The sequence below is a fragment of the Rhodopseudomonas sp. P2A-2r genome (genome assembly GCF_026015985.1).
Lineage (GTDB): Bacteria > Pseudomonadota > Alphaproteobacteria > Rhizobiales > Xanthobacteraceae > Tardiphaga.
Genome location: NZ_CP110389.1, coordinates 4026507 through 4044799, shown reverse-complemented (window position 1 = coordinate 4044799; position 18293 = coordinate 4026507). Strand labels below are relative to the sequence as shown.

At 66.3% G+C, this 18293-nt stretch carries 18 protein-coding genes and 2 pseudogenes; 10 read left to right on the top strand and 10 right to left on the bottom strand.

What is annotated here, in order from left to right:
- Positions 1–9: 9 nt before the first annotated feature.
- A pseudogene (locus ONR75_RS19565) lies at positions 10–141 on the bottom strand (cyclic pyranopterin monophosphate synthase MoaC); the annotation flags it as partial.
- Between the two features lie 88 nt (positions 142–229).
- On the opposite strand from ONR75_RS19565, the gene ONR75_RS19560 reads away from it, so the two are divergent.
- A complete protein-coding gene (locus tag ONR75_RS19560; RefSeq protein ID WP_265078726.1) occupies positions 230–979 on the top strand; it encodes a hypothetical protein in 750 nt (249 codons plus the stop codon).
- Between the two features lie 74 nt (positions 980–1053).
- Here ONR75_RS19560 and moaC read toward each other — a convergent pair whose 3' ends face one another.
- The 5 genes and pseudogenes from moaC to ONR75_RS19535 form a co-directional block, all read right to left on the bottom strand.
- Positions 1054–1584: a cyclic pyranopterin monophosphate synthase MoaC gene (gene moaC / locus ONR75_RS19555; RefSeq protein WP_265078725.1), complete on the bottom strand. Its 531-nt coding sequence runs from the start codon at positions 1582–1584 to the stop codon at positions 1054–1056.
- 241 nt (positions 1585–1825) lie between these two features.
- A complete protein-coding gene (trpC, locus tag ONR75_RS19550; RefSeq protein WP_265078724.1) occupies positions 1826–2623 on the bottom strand; it encodes an indole-3-glycerol phosphate synthase TrpC in 798 nt (265 codons plus the stop codon).
- Between the two features lie 16 nt (positions 2624–2639).
- A complete protein-coding gene (trpD, locus tag ONR75_RS19545) occupies positions 2640–3653 on the bottom strand; it encodes an anthranilate phosphoribosyltransferase (RefSeq protein ID WP_265078723.1) in 1014 nt (337 codons plus the stop codon).
- A gap of 183 nt (positions 3654–3836) precedes the next feature.
- Positions 3837–5207, bottom strand: coding sequence for a peptidyl-prolyl cis-trans isomerase (locus tag ONR75_RS19540; RefSeq protein ID WP_413776526.1), 1371 nt, complete (start codon positions 5205–5207; stop codon positions 3837–3839).
- Between the two features lie 99 nt (positions 5208–5306).
- A pseudogene (locus tag ONR75_RS19535) lies at positions 5307–5695 on the bottom strand (SurA N-terminal domain-containing protein); the annotation flags it as partial.
- Positions 5696–5971: 276 nt separating this feature from the next.
- Here ONR75_RS19535 and ONR75_RS19530 point away from each other — a divergent pair.
- From ONR75_RS19530 to ONR75_RS19510, 5 genes are all read left to right on the top strand, one after another.
- Positions 5972–6259, top strand: coding sequence for a hypothetical protein (locus ONR75_RS19530; RefSeq protein WP_265078722.1), 288 nt, complete (start codon positions 5972–5974; stop codon positions 6257–6259).
- Positions 6260–6287: 28 nt separating this feature from the next.
- The gene (locus tag ONR75_RS19525) at positions 6288–6869 is read left to right on the top strand and encodes a hypothetical protein (RefSeq protein ID WP_265078721.1); all 582 of its coding nucleotides are present in this window, start codon (positions 6288–6290) and stop codon (positions 6867–6869) included.
- A gap of 66 nt (positions 6870–6935) precedes the next feature.
- Entirely contained in the window at positions 6936–7691 is a 756-nt protein-coding gene (gene tpiA, locus ONR75_RS19520; RefSeq protein ID WP_265078720.1) for a triose-phosphate isomerase, read from the top strand.
- 150 nt (positions 7692–7841) lie between these two features.
- Positions 7842–8231, top strand: a complete 390-nt coding sequence (gene secG, locus ONR75_RS19515; protein ID WP_265078719.1) for a preprotein translocase subunit SecG — start codon at positions 7842–7844, stop codon at positions 8229–8231.
- Between the two features lie 167 nt (positions 8232–8398).
- Entirely contained in the window at positions 8399–10030 is a 1632-nt protein-coding gene (locus tag ONR75_RS19510; protein ID WP_265078718.1) for a CTP synthase, read from the top strand.
- Positions 10031–10038: 8 nt separating this feature from the next.
- On the opposite strand, the gene ONR75_RS19505 is transcribed toward ONR75_RS19510, so the two are convergent.
- Both ONR75_RS19505 and ONR75_RS19500 read right to left on the bottom strand, forming a co-directional pair.
- Positions 10039–12621: a CHAT domain-containing protein gene (locus ONR75_RS19505; RefSeq protein ID WP_265078717.1), complete on the bottom strand. Its 2583-nt coding sequence runs from the start codon at positions 12619–12621 to the stop codon at positions 10039–10041.
- 122 nt (positions 12622–12743) lie between these two features.
- Positions 12744–13064, bottom strand: a complete 321-nt coding sequence (locus ONR75_RS19500) for a PAAR domain-containing protein (RefSeq protein ID WP_265078716.1) — start codon at positions 13062–13064, stop codon at positions 12744–12746.
- Positions 13065–13195: 131 nt separating this feature from the next.
- Here ONR75_RS19500 and ONR75_RS19495 point away from each other — a divergent pair, with 131 nt between their 5' ends.
- The 3 genes from ONR75_RS19495 to ONR75_RS19485 all read left to right on the top strand — a co-directional run bounded on the left by ONR75_RS19495 (position 13196) and on the right by ONR75_RS19485 (position 15754).
- Entirely contained in the window at positions 13196–13522 is a 327-nt protein-coding gene (locus ONR75_RS19495) for an NIPSNAP family protein (RefSeq protein WP_265078715.1), read from the top strand.
- A 122-nt stretch (positions 13523–13644) separates the two neighbouring features.
- The gene (kdsA, locus tag ONR75_RS19490; protein WP_413776367.1) at positions 13645–14535 is read left to right on the top strand and encodes a 3-deoxy-8-phosphooctulonate synthase; all 891 of its coding nucleotides are present in this window, start codon (positions 13645–13647) and stop codon (positions 14533–14535) included.
- Positions 14536–14569: 34 nt separating this feature from the next.
- A complete protein-coding gene (locus ONR75_RS19485; RefSeq protein ID WP_265078713.1) occupies positions 14570–15754 on the top strand; it encodes an MFS transporter in 1185 nt (394 codons plus the stop codon).
- 30 nt (positions 15755–15784) lie between these two features.
- On the opposite strand, the gene ONR75_RS19480 is transcribed toward ONR75_RS19485, so the two are convergent.
- A complete protein-coding gene (locus tag ONR75_RS19480) occupies positions 15785–16243 on the bottom strand; it encodes an NUDIX hydrolase (protein ID WP_265078712.1) in 459 nt (152 codons plus the stop codon).
- 131 nt (positions 16244–16374) lie between these two features.
- Positions 16375–16872, bottom strand: a complete 498-nt coding sequence (queF, locus tag ONR75_RS19475) for a preQ(1) synthase (RefSeq protein WP_265078711.1) — start codon at positions 16870–16872, stop codon at positions 16375–16377.
- A gap of 129 nt (positions 16873–17001) precedes the next feature.
- Here queF and eno point away from each other — a divergent pair, with 129 nt between their 5' ends.
- The gene (gene eno / locus ONR75_RS19470) at positions 17002–18285 is read left to right on the top strand and encodes a phosphopyruvate hydratase (RefSeq protein WP_265078710.1); all 1284 of its coding nucleotides are present in this window, start codon (positions 17002–17004) and stop codon (positions 18283–18285) included.
- Positions 18286–18293 lie beyond the last annotated feature (8 nt).

The following is an 18293-nucleotide window of genomic DNA, read 5'->3' as shown; positions in this document are numbered from 1 at the left end:
GACGCAGGCTCAGTCGGCGATTGTGTCGCCCTTCTTCTCGATGAGGTGGATTATAGCCTCGATGCGCACGCCGCGCCCCACCGCCTTGATCATGTCGTAGATGGTCAGGCACGCCACCGACACCGCGGTAAGCGCTTTCATAAGGAGGCGCGCCCCCGATGCCGGAGACAGACTGACAACGTCGCCGAAGTCGGAGGATGTGATGATACGTTTGATCGTGATGGCAGCATTGCTGCTGGGCGGCGCAGCCGTCGCCGAGGCCCGACCCGTCGCCGCCGCGCGCCCTGACAGCACGCAGCAAGGCCCGGCCGTTGCCGCTGCTGCGAAAAAGTCCGCGGAGGCCCTTCAGGCCTATCTTGAGCGCGTGGAGAAAGCGGGAAGGCGGCCGGACTACACGTCGCCGCCCGCATCCGACCTTTGGCAGGCGCTGTTCGATGTCGACCGGCTGGCGGCCCTGCCGCCGTTTGCGGCTGGGGACGTTGAATGGCTCTCGACATGGGGCGAAGCCGCCAACTACACCATCATTCGGGTGATGTGGTTCGGTGTGCAGAGCAAGTCGTCCGTCGATGAAGCGGCGTTCCGGCGCAACGTGATGGACTACGAGGATCAGTACGCGGCGGCGACCAATTTCCTGATCCGCATCGCGGCGCGGCAGAGCGCGGCGCTGATGCAGCAGATGGAGCAACTCGCGCCGGAGCAGCGCACGGCGACCTGGATGGAGGGGTTTGAACTGAGCCGCATCGGCGCCGGCGAGATGGTCCGCGGCCTGCTGATCTCGGTCGCCCAGGGCATGAAACCGGCCAATGCGCGGATGATGACGGCGGCACTGAAGGACACGCGCGAGATCTGGTCCGGCTATCTGTCGGCGGAGCAGCGGGCCGAGGCGTTGAGCATCATCGAACAGGCGGCGTATTTCCGCGACGAGCAGGTGAAGGGCAACATCGCCAGCTTCGCGACCGCCATCCGCACAGCGATCTAGTGCGAGATGAAGCAGGCTGAGACGTTGCGCAAGTTAAAGTCGCGACGGACGTCACCGAACTCGCGACGGCGCGTTTAGTCCGTATCGGCGATGGTGTCGCCGACGAGATAATGTCCGGACTTGCCGCCCTTCTTCTCGACGAGGTGGATGGCCTCGATGCGCACGCCGCGCTCCACCGCCTTGATCATGTCGTAGATGGTCAGGCACGCCACCGACACCGCGGTGAGCGCTTCCATCTCGACACCGGTCGGGCCGGTGGTCTTCACCGACGCGCGAACGCGACAGCCCGGCAGCTTCCTGTCCGGCGTAATGTCGACGGTCACCTTGGACAGCGCCAGCGGATGGCACAGCGGAATGAGATCGGCGGTGCGCTTCGCCGCCATGATGCCGGCGATCCGCGCGGTGCCCAGCACGTCGCCCTTCTTGGCGTTGCCGGAGACGATCAGCTCCAGCGTCGCCTTGGTCATGACGACGAGGCCTTCGGCCACCGCAATGCGTTCGGTGGCCGGTTTCGCCGACACGTCGACCATGCGCGCCTCGCCGGCGGAATCGATGTGGGTGAGGGCGGGGGTATTCTTCGCGGTCTTGGGTTTCTTGCCGGCCATGATCAGAGTCCTGCTGTGGTGCACGAAAACCGCGGCGCTCGCGGTTCACCCTCCCCTGGAGGGGAGGGTCGGAGCGAACGATGCGCAGCATCGTTGGCTCCGGGGTGGGGTGAAATCGTCGCGTGTGGCGCTGTCGTCGATCGCTCGCCGGCCCTGTCACCCCACCCCGATCGCTGCGCAATCGACCCTCCCCTCAAGGGGAGGGTAAGCAAGCAGCGCGCTGCCCGTTGGGCGCACGACCTTACGCCGCGCGCTTCAACAGCGTCCTGGTCGCTGCTGCGACGTCGCTCTGGCGCATCAGGCTTTCGCCGACCAGGAAGGTGGAGATGCCGACGCGCGCGAGGCGGGCGCAATCCTCGGGCGTGAACACGCCGCTTTCGCCGACCATCAGCCGGTCCTTCGGAATCATCGGCGCCAGCAGCTCGCTGGTGGCGAGCGAGGTCTCGAAGGTGCGCAGGTTGCGGTTGTTGACGCCGATCATCGGCGACCGCAGGTTCAGCGCGCGCTCAAGCTCCTTCTGGTCGTGCACTTCCAGCAGCACGTCCATGCCGTGGTCGATGGCGGCGTCCTCGATGTCGCGTGCCGTGGCATCGTCGAGCGCAGCCATGATGATCAGGATGCAGTCGGCGCCGTGGGCGCGGGCTTCCACCACCTGATAGGTGTCGAACATGAAATCCTTGCGCAGCACCGGCAGCTTCACGGCATCGCGGGCGGCGACCATGAAATCCAGGTGGCCCTGGAACGACGGCGTATCGGTCAGCACCGAGAGGCAGGCGGCGCCACCGAGCTCGTAGGCTTTTGCCAGAGCCGGTGGATCGAAGTCGGCGCGGATCAGACCCTTGGACGGCGAGGCCTTCTTGATCTCGGCGATCAGCGCGTAGTTGCCCTTGTCGAGCTGCGCATAGAGCGCGGTCATGAAGCCGCGCGGCGGCGAAGCGGCTTTGGCCCGTGCGTCGATCTCGGCGAGCGGATGCGCGCGCTTCGCTGCCGCGATCTCCTCGCGCTTATAGGCCTCGATCTTGGTCAGGATGTCGGACACGAATATTCCTTCACGCTCAGGCGTTGGAGACGGTGACCAGGTGCTTCATCTTCTGCAGCGCCGCGCCGCTGTCGAGCGACTTCTGCCCGAGCGCGACGCCTTCCTTGAGGTCCTTGGCCTTGCCGGCGACGATCAGCGCCGCCGCGGCGTTCAGCAATGCGACATCGCGGAACGCGCCCGGCTTGCCGTCGAGCACGCTTTGCAGCGCCACCGCATTGGCCTGGGCATCGCCGCCCTTCAGCGCGTCGCCATGGGCGCGGGGCAGGCCGGCTTCTTCGGGGGTCACCTCGAAGGTGCGGATGTTGCCGTTTTCCAGCGCCGCCACGAAGGTCGGGCCGGTCAGCGTGATCTCGTCGAGGCCGTCGGAGCCGTGCACCACCCAGGCGCTTTCGGAGCCGAGGTTCTTCAGCACCTGCGCCAAAGGCTGCACCCATTGCCGCGAGAACACGCCAACCATCTGCCGGGTGACGCCGGCGGGATTGGACAGCGGCCCGAGCAGGTTGAAGATGGTGCGGGTGGCCAGTTCGACCCGGGTCGGGCCGACGTTCTTCATGGCCGGATGATGGGTCGGCGCAAACATGAAGCCGATGCCGGTTTGCTGGATGCAGCGGCCGACCTGCTCAGGCGTGATGTCGATCTTGATGCCCAGCGCGGCCAGCACGTCGGCGGCGCCGGATTTCGACGACAGCGCGCGGTTGCCATGCTTGGCCACCGGCACGCCGGCCCCCGCGACGATGAACGACGCGCAGGTGGAGACATTGACCGAGCCGGAGCCGTCGCCGCCGGTGCCGACCACGTCGACCGCGCCGGCGGGGGCGGTCACGGTCAGCATCTTGCTGCGCATCGCCGACACCGCGCCGGTGATCTCGTCGACAGTCTCGCCGCGTACCCGCAGCGCCATCAGCAGCCCGCCCATCTGGGACGGGGTGGCCTCGCCCGACATCATGCTGTCGAACGCAGCGGATGATTCATCGCGCGACAGCGTGGCGCCGGTGGCGACCTTGCCGATGATTGCCCTGAGATTATCCATCACATGCTTTCAGAATGGTGCGGGACCCTCATGGTGAGGAGCGCGCCAACGGCGCGCGTCTCGAACCATGAGCTGGAACGCCATCCTTCGAGACGCGGCCTTGGGTGGAGCAATTGCTTCATCCAAGGCCGCTCCTCAGGATGAGGCAGTGTATGTCTCGCGATCCGAGACTTATTTCAAGCTTCAGTTCGTGTTGGTGCCCGCACCCGTGGCAAGCGCGAAGGCTTCCTGGTTGATGCGGGTGCCGATCTCGGATTCGATCTTGCCGACATACTGCGCCACCTGCTCGTCGGTGAGGCCGCGCTGCAGGGTCTCCTTCAGCTTCTTGGCTTCGTCCGAGGCCATGTCGAGCGCCGGCGCCGTTATGTCGGTGACCCGGTAGACGATCCATTCGGCGGAGCTGGCGCCCTGGGCGCTGCCGGCGGCATCCTTGGCGCTGCGGAACGCGGCCTCGACCACGCCGCCCGACAGGCCGGGCACGGTGGCGTCGCGCTTGAACGGCGCCGAGGTCTCCAGTTTGACGCCGGCTGCCGCCGCCACGTCGGCGAATTTTGCGGCAGGACCGAGCTTCTCGACCAGCTCCGCGGCCTTGCTGCGCAGCCGGCCGGCGATCTGGTCGTCGCGCCAGCGCGCCACCACCTGGTCCTTGACCTCGTCGAGAGTGCGATCGTGCGACGGGGTTACGCCGAGCACATCGAACCAGACATAGCCGCCGCCGACCTGCAGCGCGTCGTTGTCGACGCCGACATTGCTGGCAAAGGCCTGCGATACGAGGTCGGTGCCGACCGGGAGGCCGGCCACCGGCTGGCCGTCCGGGGTGCGGCCGGATCGGTCGACCGCTTCGACGGTCACCGCGGTCAGGCCGAGTTTCTTGGCGGCTTCGATCACGCTTGAACCGCCGCCGCGCTCGTCTTCCATCTTGTTGTGCATGTCGGCGACCGCGGCGCGGGCCCGCTCGATGGCGAGGTCGCGCTTCACGGTGGCGGCGACGCTGTCATAGCTCGGCTCCGTGCCGGGCTGGATCTTGCCGACCTTCACCAGCACAGTGCCGAAGCGGCCCTGCACGGGCTCGCTGATGCTGTCCGGCGCCAGCGCGAACGCCGCATCGGCCACGGTGGGATCGATGATGCCGGCCTTGGCCACCATGCCGAGATCGAGATCGGCCGGCGTCATGCCGCGTTCCTTGGCAAGGTCCTCGAAGGCGAAGGTCGGGCTCAATTTGGCGCGGGCGGCCTGCGCCTCGGCGAGCGACGGAAACACCATCTGCGAGAGCTGGCGCTGCTCGGGCGTCGACATCCGGGCCTTGCTGGACTCGAACGCCTTTTTGGCGTCGTCGTCGGAGACCACCGACCACTTGGCCATTTCCTCGGGGGTCATCACCACGAAGGCGATCTTGCGGTATTCGGGCGCACGGAACTGGGTCTTGCGATCCTCGAAATAGGCCGCCAGCGCCTCGGGCGAGGGCGCCTCGACGGTACCAGCCTGGGCGGTGTCGAGCTTGACGTATTCGATGGTGCGCTGCTCGTTCTGGAACCGGGACAGCGCCTCCAGCATCGTTTTCGGCGGTTCGGCGCCGCCTGTTACGGTGCCGGCGATCTGCCGGCGCAACGAGACCTTGCGCTGCTCGGCGATGTAGCGCTGCTCGGTGTAGCCGAGCGAGCGGATCAACTGCTGGAAGCGGGCGCCGTCGAAGGCCCCGGTGGAGCCCTTGAAGTTCGGGTCGGCAGTGATCTGGCGCATCACCTCGGCATCGGACACGCCAAGCCCCTTGCGGCGGGCGTCCTCGTCGAGCGCAGCTTCGGCGATCACCTGCTGCAGTACCTGGCGGTCGAGGCCGAAGGCGCGGGCCTGCTCCGAGGTCAGGGGCGGCCGAACTGCCGGCCGATCTGCTGCAGCTTGTCGGTATAAAGCTGGCGGAACTGTTCGGTGGAGATTTCGGTGCTGCCGATCTTGGCCAGCGAGGACTGGCCATAGCCCTTGAAGATGTCGGCGATTCCCCACACCGCGAAGCTGAGGATCAGCACGCCCATCACGACGCTCATAATGGTCTTGCCGAGCCAGTTGGTTGAGGCTTTGCGTATTCCTCGAAGCATGGGGTCATCTTATTTGTCAGGAGGGGACCGGCTCGCACCTGCAGCGGAATCCGCAAAAGGGCGTCGCCAAGTTGGAGATGCACCATAAAGTGGCCGTCGCCCGCTCGCAACCGCGCCGCGGTGGACGGATTGAAGCGGACTGGCTGCCCGAATGGCGGCAAATGGAACTTTTTGACCGCCGCGGCCTTCTTCCGGCGCAGGCCTGTCGGTCGCCGGGGAGCTTAGATGCAGACGATATTGCGATCGGGATTGCTGTTTCTGGGCCTAGCGCTGGCCGGCCCGGCCCTGGCGCAGGCGCCAGCCCCCGCCAACAATGCGACCGCGCCGCTGCCGGGCGCCAACAGCTTTGCCGAGCCGCAGGCCCGCAAGCTCATCGAATCGCGCGGCTTTTCCGACGTATCGCCGCTGGTGAACGACAGTCAGGGTGTCTGGCGCGGTACTGCCAGGAACGGCACGGTGAAGGTGCGCATCAGCGTCGATTACAAGGGCAACGTCTCGGCCAATCCGGAATGACACAAGCCCCGATCCAAGGATTGATCCGATGAGCAAGGTCACAATTTCACGGCTGTTCGACGACTTCGCGGCGGCCCAGCAGGCGGCCGCCAATCTGCGCGATGCCGGGGTCGATGAGGCCGACATCAGCCTGATCGCCAACAATGCCGACAAATGGTACGCGCCGGACTACGCCGCGGGGGCCGGCAAGGGCGCGGCCATCGGCGCCGGCTTTGGCGGCTTTGGCGGTTTGCTCGCCGGCCTCGGCCTGCTGGCGATCCCCGGCCTCGGCCCGGTGGTGGCGGTGGGCTGGCTGGCGGCAGCCGCGGCCGGCGCTGCGGCGGTCGGCGCCGCCGGCGGCGTGATCGGCATGATCGCGGAAGCCGGCGTGGCCGTGAACGATGCCGAGGTCTACGCCGAGAGCATCCGTCGTGGCGGCAGCCTGGTCAGTGCCCGGGTTGCCGCGGCCGACAAGGAAAGGCTGGAGGCCATCCTGCATCCGTCCTCGGTGGACATCGTCAAGCGCCGGGAAGCCCTGACCTCCGCCGGCTGGACCCGGTTCGATCCCGCTGCGCCGGATTTCACCGCCGACGAGATCAGGCATGAGCGCGGCCTGCGCGGTGCCACCTGACGTCCCTTGAGCGCCATCCGCTGCTCTGCTAGCGCAAGCCAGTTCCATCGTTTTCGGGGTAGTTCCATGACTGACGTCATTCGGCCGCTGATTGCCGGCAACTGGAAGATGAACGGGTTGAAGGATTCCGCTGCCGAGTTCGGTCAGATGACCGCCGGCGTCGGCGATCTCTGGCGCACGGTCGATCTGCTGATCTGCCCGCCGGCAACCCTGGTCTACACCTTCGCCGCGGTGGCGATCGGATCGCGCATCAGGGTCGGCGCCCAGGACTGCCATCCCAAGATCTCGGGCGCCCATACCGGCGACCTCTCGGCGGAAATGCTGGCCGACGCCGGCGCGACCGCTGTCATCGTCGGGCACTCCGAACGCCGCGCCGACCATGGCGAAATCGATGCCGTGGTGCGCAGCAAGGCGGAAGCCGCCTGGCGCGCCGGGCTCACGGCGATCATCTGCATCGGCGAGACCCGGGCACAGCGCGACGCCGGCCAGGCCCTGTCGATCTGCGGCAGTCAACTGGCCGGTTCCTTGCCTGCCGGTGCCACCGCGGCCAACACCGTCATCGCTTACGAACCGGTCTGGGCGATCGGCACCGGGCTCACCCCGACGGTTGAGGATGTTGAGCAAGTTCATAAGTTTATCCGCTATCAGCTCACAGATCACGTAAAGGATGAAGGAGTCCGGATGCGGATCCTTTATGGCGGTTCGGTGAAGCCGTCCAACGCTGTGGAACTGATGGCGGTGGCCAATGTGAACGGCGCACTGATCGGCGGCGCCAGCCTGAAGGCAGCCGATTTCCTGGCGATTGCGGCGGGGTGTCCTTAAGTAACTGAACGTACATGATCGGCGACGAGCCGGCGGTCGTGCGGGGGTGACAATACCCCGTGCAATCGTGTAGACACCGCGCGACTTCAAACCCCGCAAGCTCCCGCCGCAGCCGGCTTCCCGGCGCAGCGAGCTTGATGGAAGGACCCGATGCAAAGCGTAATTATCGTCATCCACCTCATGATCGTCGCGACGCTGATCGCCGCGGTGCTGTTGCAGAAGTCCGAGGGCGGTGGCCTGGGCGTCGGCGGCGGTGGCGGCGGCGGCTTCATGTCGAGCCGTGGCACTGCCAACCTGCTGACCCGCACCACCGGTATCCTGGCGGCCGGGTTCTTCATCACCAGCATGTTCCTGTCGTGGCTTGCCGCCTATGAGCGCAAGCCGAGTTCCGTGATCATTCCGGATTCGGCGCCGATCTCGCAGCCGGGCGCACCGTTGGCGCCGCCGACCTCCGGTGGGCTGCTTGATCTGCTGCGCAAGAGCGATCAGCAGCAGGCGCCGGCGGCTCCCGCGGGCCCGCAGGCTCCGCGATCGCAGTAAAGCAGGGCGGCCATGCAGGACGGGGGCTACCGTCCTGCATCAATAACCGCCATCAAGAGCTTCCATTCACTTCGATTTTCAAGTCACCCACAGCCATGCCGAATTCCGGTCTCTGGCTGCGATTTCGTTTTTGCGAATCGGGTGCTGAGCCTTAAAGGTTGAACCCCATGGCGCGGTACATATTCATCACCGGCGGCGTGGTCTCCTCGCTCGGCAAAGGTCTGGCTTCAGCGGCGCTCGGCGCCCTGTTGCAGGCGCGGGGCTACAAGGTCCGTCTTCGCAAGCTCGATCCCTATCTCAACCTCGATCCCGGGACGATGTCGCCGTACCAGCACGGCGAGGTGTTCGTCACCGACGACGGCGCCGAGACCGATCTCGATCTCGGCCATTACGAGCGCTTCACCGGGCGGCCGGCCACCAAGGCCGACAACATCACCACCGGCCGGATCTACCAGGACATCCTGACCAAGGAGCGGCGCGGCGACTATCTCGGCGCCACCATCCAGGTGATCCCGCACGTCACCAACGCCATCAAGGACTTCATCCTCGACAGCAACGATGACTACGACTTCGTGCTGGTCGAGATCGGCGGCACCGTGGGCGACATCGAGGGCCTGCCGTTCTTCGAGGCGATCCGCCAGATCAAGAACGATCTGCCGCGCGGCCAGTGCATCTATGTGCACCTGACCCTGCTGCCGTTCATCCCCAGCGCCGGCGAGCTGAAGACCAAGCCGACCCAGCATTCGGTCAAGGAACTGCGCTCGATCGGCATCCAGCCCGACATCCTGCTGTGCCGCTGCGACCGCGAGATCCCCAAGGAAGAGCGCCGCAAGCTCGGCCTGTTCTGCAACGTCCGCGAAAGCGCCGTGATCGAGGCCCGCGACGTCGACAACATCTACGCCGTGCCCGAGGCCTACCACCAGGCCGGCCTCGACGACGAAGTGCTGGCCGCATTCGGCCTGACGCCGAAGGCGCCGCTGGCGCTGCAGAGCTGGCACGACATCAACGAGCGGGTGCGCAACCCCGAGGGGGCGGTGACCATCGCCATCGTCGGCAAGTACACCGGCATGAAGGACGCCTACAAGTCGCTGACCGAGGCGCTGTCTCACGGCGGCATCGCCAACAAGGTGAAGGTCAACCTCGACTGGATCGAGAGCGAGGTATTCGAGAACGAGGACCCGGCGCCGTTCCTCGAACACGTCAACGGCATCATGGTGCCCGGCGGTTTCGGCCAGCGCGGCGCCGAGGGCAAGATCCGCGCGGCGCAGTTCGCCAGGGAGCGCAAGGTGCCGTATTTCGGCATCTGTTTCGGCATGCAGATGGCGGTGATCGAGGCGGCGCGCAATCTGGCCGGGATCAAGGACGCCAACTCCACCGAGTTCGGCCCCACCGATGAGCCTGCGGTCGGCCTGATGACCGAATGGCTGCGCGGCAACGAACTCGAGAAGCGGCACAATGCCGGCGACCTCGGCGGCACCATGCGGCTCGGCGCCTATCCGGCCGCTTTGCGGGCCGGCAGCAAGGTCTCAGAAGTGTATGGCGGCGCTCTGGAGATTTCCGAACGGCATCGCCATCGCTACGAGGTCAACACCGCCTACAAGGATCGCCTCGAGCAGCACGGCCTGAAGTTCTCCGGCATGTCGCCGGACGGCGTGCTGCCGGAGATCGTCGAATATGAGAACCATCCGTGGTTCATCGGTGTGCAGTACCATCCGGAACTGAAGTCGCGGCCGTTCGAGCCGCACCCGCTGTTCGCATCCTTCATCAAGGCGGCGGCTGCGCAAAGCCGGCTGGTCTGATCGACGGCTCAGCTCTCGAAAAACACGAACGCGGCCCATACCGCGGGATCCTTGGCGGCCTTGATCTGGCCGTGGATGGCTTCGATCCGCACTTTGCGCAACGCGCTGGCGTAATCCAGGCCGTCGTCGGCCAGCACCTGGTAGAACCGTGCCATCAGGTTGGCGACGCCCTCGTCGCTGACTTCCCACAGCGTCAGCAGCGAGCGCCGGGCGCCGGCAATGGCCAGCGCGGTGGGCATGCCGCGCACGCTGCCGATCCGGGAGGGATCGCCCAGCGCCGTCTGGCAGGCCGACAGCACTACCAGATCGGCGGCCGACAAGTCCCAGTCCATCAGCTCGCGGGCATAGAGCACGCCGTCATTTTCGTCGCGCTGCGGCGGCCGGCCGAGATTGGGACGCGAGGCCAGCAGTCCGCTGCGCCACATCGCATCGGTGCGGTCGGACGCGGCCTTGTAGAAGCCGTGGGTGGCGAGATGCACCACCGCTGCGCCCTGTGCCTTCTGTCTTATCTCGGCTTCGCCGCTGTTGCTGCCGGTCATCATCACGCTGTCGAGCCCCCGCCGCCTGACATCGGCATCGACATGGTCGATCTCGGTACGGGTCGAGGGCAGCGCATTGGCGGCGCCGGCATAATCCAGCCCGCCGACCAGCAACGCCTTGCTGCCCCGGGTGAGCCGGGTGTCCTGGTCGGTAAAGAAGATGGCGTCGGCGCGGGTCAGGATGTGGGTGTCATAGATCTCGTCGAGATAGCGGCCCGAGGCATCGCGCAACATGGCGAAGGGCAGGCTGTAGAGGTCGGCGTCAGGCACCAGGAACAGCCGCTTGACGTCGGCGAGATGCGGCTTCAGCGGCCCCAGCAAGGTGTCGTGCAGCCGGCAGAAGATCCTGTCGCGATCGGGCGCGGCCGCATCGCTCGCCAGCAAGTCATCGAGCGGGCCGAGATCGACCAGCGCCGGGGCTGTGGCGGGGCGGCGGATGACGGCCTGCAGCCGCATTGCGGGCTTTGGCTGAGCCGGATTGAGACGGTTGCGGCGACCGCTGACAAAGAAATCGACCAGCGCGTCGTCGCGCTGCAGCCTGTCCTCGATCGATGGCAGTTGCAGTCCCGCCGGCGGCTTGTCGCCCATGCGCGCCGCCAGCGCTTGCCGCGCGTCCTGCAATCGCCGGAGCACGTCACTGGCGTCGGTGTCGAGCTTGCCCGATGACAGCAGTTCCTGCTGCTGGCCGGACAGCCGCAGCACCGTGTGCGCCAGTGCCCGGGTGCCGTCGTCGGGCAGGCGGTCGGCGGTCAGCCGCAGCAGCGTGCGCTCGCCGTCCTCCATGGTCTTCCAGCGCGTCACGGCGTCCGCATAGGCGACGGCAGCGGCCGGCTCCACCAGGGCATAGCGGCCGAATTCGTAGAGGATGTCGTCGGCGAGCTTGCGCATGGTCTCGGCGACGTAGCGATTGCCGGCGGTGCCGACCTCGCGCAGCATCCAGCGAAATGCCTGCTGCTCGACGTCGCGGAAGGTCGCGAGGGTCTCGCTGTCGCCGCGCGCCATTCGCGTCATGGCGACGCCGAGCAGGGCATCGAAGGTGATCGGATGCTGGCGCGCGATGGTGGTCTGCGCGCGCTGGTAGGCGTTGATGCGCAACGCCAGCGCGCGCCCGGTGTCGCCGCGCCGCTCATACTGGTCGGCGGCCAGTTGTGCGGCCTTGATGCGCAACAGATCGGGCGCGCCGTTCCAGTCCTTGACCTCTGCCATGGCCTCCAGATCGCCGGGGCTCATCGGGCGTTCCGGATGGAAATAGGCCTTGGCATAGGCGATCCAGACGTCGGCCTGCCTGACGTGTTCCGAGCGGGGATCGGCGAGCTCTGTGGCGCAGCGCTTCTGCAGCAGCAGCGCCTGCATCGTCTCGGCCTCGTTGCCCATGGCGAGCTGGTCGAGCGCGAGATTGCTGGCGCTCACCAGCGCCTGGATGCTGCCATGGCCGTAATGCGCGATGCGCTTGCGCAGCAACGGCGCGTCGATGGTGCTGGCAATGTCGGGATGCCCGACCATGCGCAACGCCTCGGCATAATTGTTCTCGGTACGCCAGGTCAGCGGTTCGCGATCTCCGAGCGCCTTGCGCGCGCTGAGATAGGTCTGTTCGGAGAGATTGAGTCCCGATGCGACCGCGCCGTTGTCGGTCAGCAGCGTGGCGAGGATGTCGCTGCCGGCGATGTCCTGGGCCGAATTGGGGCCGTATTCGGCGCGCATCCGGTTATGCGCCTCGATCGCAACGGGGATGCCGGCTTCGTACTGGTTGGATCGTTCGAGGAACCGAGCATATTCGAACCAGAAGGTCACGGCATCGCGGCCGCCATCGCGTGCGGCGCGGGTCTTCGCCGCTTCCGCAAGCAGGTCGGAGGCGGTGGCGGTATCGCGCCGCCGCTCGTACGCGCTGGCGGCGTTGAGATAGGCCCTGATCGTCAGGCCGTGGTAGCTGCTCTGGGTCACCTCGCGCAGCGCGTTCTTCAAGCGCTCGCGGCCGCTGTCGAAGTTTCCGGCTTGCAGCGCGTCGAATGCACTCTGGATTTTCACCGCGAGCTCGCGCTCGCTCGGCGCCATGCGGTTCTGCGCGTCGGCAAGCTGCGGCAGCGCGGACAGCGCGACGACCGACGTGGTGAGGGCAAGGAGACAAGCGCGCGTGAGCCGGAAAGTCCGGAGGAAAATGGCATCGCGGGCGGCCCTTACTTGCCGGCGCAGCCGGACGTGCTGTCGCCCAGGCGGGCCATTGGCTTGCCATTGACGAACACGCCATGGCTGCCGGTGATCGACTTGCCGCCGCAATCGGTGCTGCCTCCGACCACCGCCACCGGCTTGCCGTTGATATAGACGCCCTTGGCGCCCTCGATGATCTTGCCGTCGGTGGTGGTGTCGCCGACCCGCGCCGCCGGCTTGCCGTCGACGAGGACGCTGTCAGCGCCGGAGGTGATCTTGCCGGGCTGCTGTGCCGCAACCGGTCCAGTGAGAATCGTCAACAGCAGCAAGGGAAGGCTAGGCATGCGCATGGTCGGTTCCGGCTCGGTTTGCGTCGGGACGGCCATGATGTAAGCCTCAATGGTCTCGGGCAAGGGCAGATGTCGCATGGCGCCATGATTGCACGGTGACCAAACCAACGCTTCAAGAGAGGAACGATTTGATGATCTATGAAATGCGCGTTTATCGCTGTCTGCCTGGCCGCTTGCCGGCGCTGCTGAACCGCTTCCAGAACACCACGCTGAAGCTGTGGGACAAGCACGGCATCAAGCAGACCGGATTCTTCACCACGCTGATCGGCGAATCCAACCAGGAACTGACCTATATTCTGGCGTGGGACTCGATGGCCGACCGCGAGACGAAATGGAACGCATTCCAGTCCGATCCCGACTGGATCTCGGCGCGCGCCAAGACCGAGGAAAGCGGCCAGATCGTCGGCAATATCGTCAGCCAGCTGCTGGCGCCCACGGCGTTCTCGGCGCTGAAGTAGCGCCGCCGAGAGCCGATTGAACGCGGCTCGAATGGTCTGGGTGGTCGGCTTTGCTGCAACCCAGATATTCAGACGGGCGGGAAGGGGTCGAACCGGCTTGCATCCCGCCCGGTCCTGCGGTCATGGTCGCGCGCGAAAAGGAGACCGTTTTGACCGCACCGTCCGCAGCCGCATCCGTCGTTACCCTCGGCCAGGTCCGCTTTGGCAATACCCTGCCATTGTCGGTGATTGCCGGCCCGTGCCAGCTCGAGAGCCGGGCACATGCGCTGGAAGTCGCGCAGGCGCTGAAGGAGATCGCGGACCGCCTCGGCATCGGCCTCGTCTACAAGACCTCGTTCGACAAGGCCAACCGCACCAGCGTGTCCAGCGCCCGCGGCATCGGCCTCGACGAGGCGCTGCCGATTTTCGCCGAGATCCGCGAGAGCTTCGGCCTGCCGGTGCTGACCGACGTGCACGAGATCGACCAGTGCGCGCGCGCGGCCGAGGCGGTGGATGTGCTGCAGATCCCGGCCTTCCTGTGCCGCCAGACCGATCTGCTGCTGGCGGCGGCGGCCACCGGCAAAGCGGTCAACGTCAAGAAGGGCCAGTTCCTGGCGCCGTGGGACATGGCCAATGTGGTGACAAAGCTGACCTCGTCTGGCAATGACCGCGTGCTGGTCACCGAGCGCGGCGCCTCGTTCGGCTACAACACGCTGGTGTCGGACATGCGGGCGCTGCCGATCCTGGCGCGCACCACCGGCGCGCCGGTCATCTTCGACGCCACCCATTCGGTGCAGCAGCCCGGCGGCAAGGGCACCACCTCGGGCGGCGAGCGCGAATTCGTGCCGGTGCTGGCGCGCGCCGCGGTGGCGGTCGGCGTGGCCGGTGTGTTCATCGAGACCCATCCCGATCCCGACCATGCGCCCTCCGACGGCCCCAACATGGTGCCGCTGCGCGATTTCGAAGCGCTGGTCCGCAACCTGATGGCGTTCGACGCGCTGGCCAAGGAAACCCTCAAGGCCGGATCGCACTGATGCCGCCAAGCCCGCTGCCACCGGTGGCGCGCTGATGCCGCCGGTGCTCAACATCATCGCGCTGGCGTCGTTCGCCGCGGCGCTGTCGACGCGGGCGCTCGATCCGGTGCTGCCGCATGTGGCCGACGAACTCGGCGTCAGCATCGCTACCGCCGCCGGCCTGTCGTCGGCCCTGGCCTTCACCTTCGCCATCGTGCAGCCGGCGCTGGGCGCCGCCGCCGACCTGTTCGGCAAGGCGAGGCTGATGGTGGTGTGTCTGGTGCTGCTCGGCATCGCCAACATCCTGGGCGCGCTGACCTCGTCCTATGAATTGCTGCTCGCCACCCGCGTGCTCGGCGGCATCGGCGCCGGCGGCGTGTTCCCGGTGACGCTCAGCCTGACCAGCGACCTCGTGGCGCCCGGCCAGCGCCAGATCGCCATCAGCCGGGTGCTGGCCGGCGCCATGACCGGCAACCTGCTGGGCGCCACCGCGTCCGGTGTGATCGGCGATCTCCTGGGCTGGCGCGGCGTGCTGGCCGTGCTCGGCGTGCTGGCCATCGTCGCCTCGTTCGCCGTCTCGTTCGGCTTCAAGGGCGCCGCGCTGGCGAAGCCACCGGGCAAGGTGGACCTGCGCGTGCTGCGCACCGGCTATCGCACCATCTTTGCCAATCCCAATACCAGGTTCGTCTACGGCGCCGTCTTCATCGAAGGCTGCTGCGTGCTCGGGCTGTTTCCCTATATCGCCTCGTTCCTGTTCGAACGCGGCGTCACCAGCCTGTCGATCGCCGGTCTGGTGCTGGCCTGCTTCGCCTTCGGCGGACTTTTCTATACCGCCAGCATCTCGCGGCTGCTGCCACGGCTCGGCGTCAACGGCATGATGATCGGAGGCGGCGCGGTGATCGCGCTGCAACTGGCCATCGTCGCCTTCGGCCCGCCGTGGCAGGCGCAGGCCCTTAGCCTCCTGTTCATGGGCTGGGGCTTCTACATGATCCATGGTTCGCTTCAGATCTTCTCCAGCGAGCTGTCGGAGGAAGCCCGCGCCAGCGCCATGTCGCTGCATGCCTTCTGCTTCTTCATGGGCCAGACGGTGGGGCCGATCGCCTATGGCTTCGGCCTTCTTCACCTCGGCAAATTACCGACCCTGTTGGCTGCCGCTGCCGTCATGCTGGCACTCGGCTTTGCCTGCGCGCGATGGCTGAAGCCGACCCGACCGGCGGATCGAGAGAGCGTGGCGGTGTAGCGCTTGGACGTCGCAGGAGGTTCGAGATTACTATTGCCGGGCGCCGTCCAGCATCTCCAGCAGGTTTTCGGGCCAGACCGTCGAGGTCGTGTGCCGCAGTTCGTCTTTTGACCACCAGCGGTGGTCGGCGATGACGTCGGCCTCTTGGTTGGTCCATCCGTCGCGGGACGATACCGCGATGTCGGAAGGCACCAGAAAATACTGCTCCTGCGCCTCGACGTATTCGCCATCGGGCATTTGCATGACAAACGCACGCTCGGCCACGGGTTCGCCGACGGACTCGCGGGTCAGTCCGGTTTCTTCTTTCAACTCGCGGATAGCCGCCTGCTGGAACGTCTCGCCGTCCTCAACGCCGCCGCCGGGCGTCGACCAGAAATCCTGGCCGGCAAGCGGTCCCTTTTTGTGCAGGTAGCGGAACAGCAACACGCGCCCGCCGCGGTCGACGATGAGCAGCCGGGAAGAGGGGCGTTGTCTCATCTCGCGCTCCATCGATGTCACCGGACCGAGGGCGTCCAGATTGCGGTCGTTCGGTACGGTCCCGGATCTGCGCAGCAGCGTGAAGCCAAGCGATGCTTCGCATCGCAGGGCTGCAGCGCGTCCGGGACACAAGATCCAGAAATTTAGCCCCGCCCGCGATACGGGGCGACGCCTTGTTCGGGGATCCACATGCCCTTGGGCAGCTTGCCGGTCTGCCAGAATACGTCGATGGGGATGCCGCCACGCGGATACCAGTAGCCGCCGATGCGCAGCCATTTCGGCTTGACCGCGGCACTGATGCGCTTGCCGATGGCCACGGTGCAGTCCTCGTGGAACGCGCCATGGTTGCGGAACGAGGCGATGTAGAGTTTTAGCGATTTCGACTCCAGCAGCCAGTCGCCCGGCACATAGTCGATCATCAGATGGGCGAAATCCGGCTGGCCGGTGACCGGGCACAGCGAGGTGAATTCCGGCGCAGTGAAGCGCACCACGTAGTTGGTGTCGGCCTGCGGATTGGGCACTCGGTCGAGCTTGGCGTCCTCGGGGGTGGTCGGCCATGCCACATCATGGCCGAGCTGCAGGCCGGACGGGTCGAGCTTGGACGCGGCCTTGGCGGGCGCCTTTTGGGGTGTTTTGGACATCAGGGGGTCTCCGTTGGCGCGGTTCTTAGCCAATCCCGGCGCCGCCGTCACCTTGCGCGGCCTTTTCCCGCCGGATCGCTTGCTGTAGAACCCCGCGAACTGTCCATCCCATACCGCCAAGAGGCTCCCATGACCGCCATCGTCGACATCATCGGCCGCGAAATTCTCGACAGCCGCGGCAATCCGACCGTTGAAGTCGACGTCATCCTGGAAGACGGCTCGCTGGGCCGCGCCGCGGTGCCGTCGGGCGCTTCCACCGGCGCCCACGAAGCGGTGGAACTGCGCGACGGCGACAAGAGCCGCTATCTCGGCAAGGGCGTTCTCAAGGCCGTCGATGCCGTCAATGGTGAGATCTACGACGCGCTGGGCGGCATGGATGCCGAGCAGCAGGTGCAGATCGACGAGATCATGATCGGTCTCGACGGCACCGCCAACAAGAGCCGGCTCGGCGCCAACGCCATTCTCGGCGTCTCGCTGGCCGTCGCCCGCGCCGCCGCCGAGTCCTACGGCATGCCGCTGTACCGCTATGTCGGTGGAACCTCGGCGCGCACCCTGCCGGTGCCGATGATGAACATCATCAATGGCGGCATGCATGCGGACAACCCGATCGACTTCCAGGAATTCATGATCATGCCGGTCGGCGCGTCCTCGTTCGCTGAGGGCCTGCGCTGCGGCGCCGAGATCTTCCACACGCTGAAGAGCGAGCTGAAGAAGGCCGGCCACAACACCAATGTGGGCGACGAGGGCGGCTTCGCACCGAACCTGAAGTCGGCCGACGAGGCACTGGAATTCGTGATGGCCGCCATCAACAAGGCCGGCTACAGCGCCGGCAAGGACGTGATGCTGGCGCTCGACTGCGCCGCCACCGAATTCTTCAAGGACGGCGCCTATGTCTATGGCGGCGAGAACAAGACCCGCAGCGGTTCGGAACAGGCGAAGTATCTGGCCGATCTGGCGTCGCGTTATCCGATCGTCTCCATCGAGGACGGCATGTCCGAGGACGACATGGACGGCTGGAAGGAACTCACCGACCTGATCGGAAAGAAGTGCCAGCTGGTCGGCGACGACCTGTTCGTCACCAACGTCACGCGCCTCGCCGACGGCATCAAGAACGGCCGCGCCAATTCGATCCTGATCAAGGTCAACCAGATCGGCACCCTGACCGAGACGCAGTCGGCCATCGAGATGGCCTACAAGGCCGGCTACACCGCGGTGATGTCGCATCGCTCCGGCGAGACCGAGGATTCCACAATCGCCGACCTCGCCGTTGCCAGCAACTGCGGACAGATCAAGACCGGCTCGCTGTCGCGCTCCGACCGCATCGCCAAGTACAACCAGCTGCTGCGCATCGAGCAGGAACTAGGCACCCAGGCCAAGTATGCCGGCCGCGCCGCGCTGAAGGCGCTGGCGTAACAGAAGCG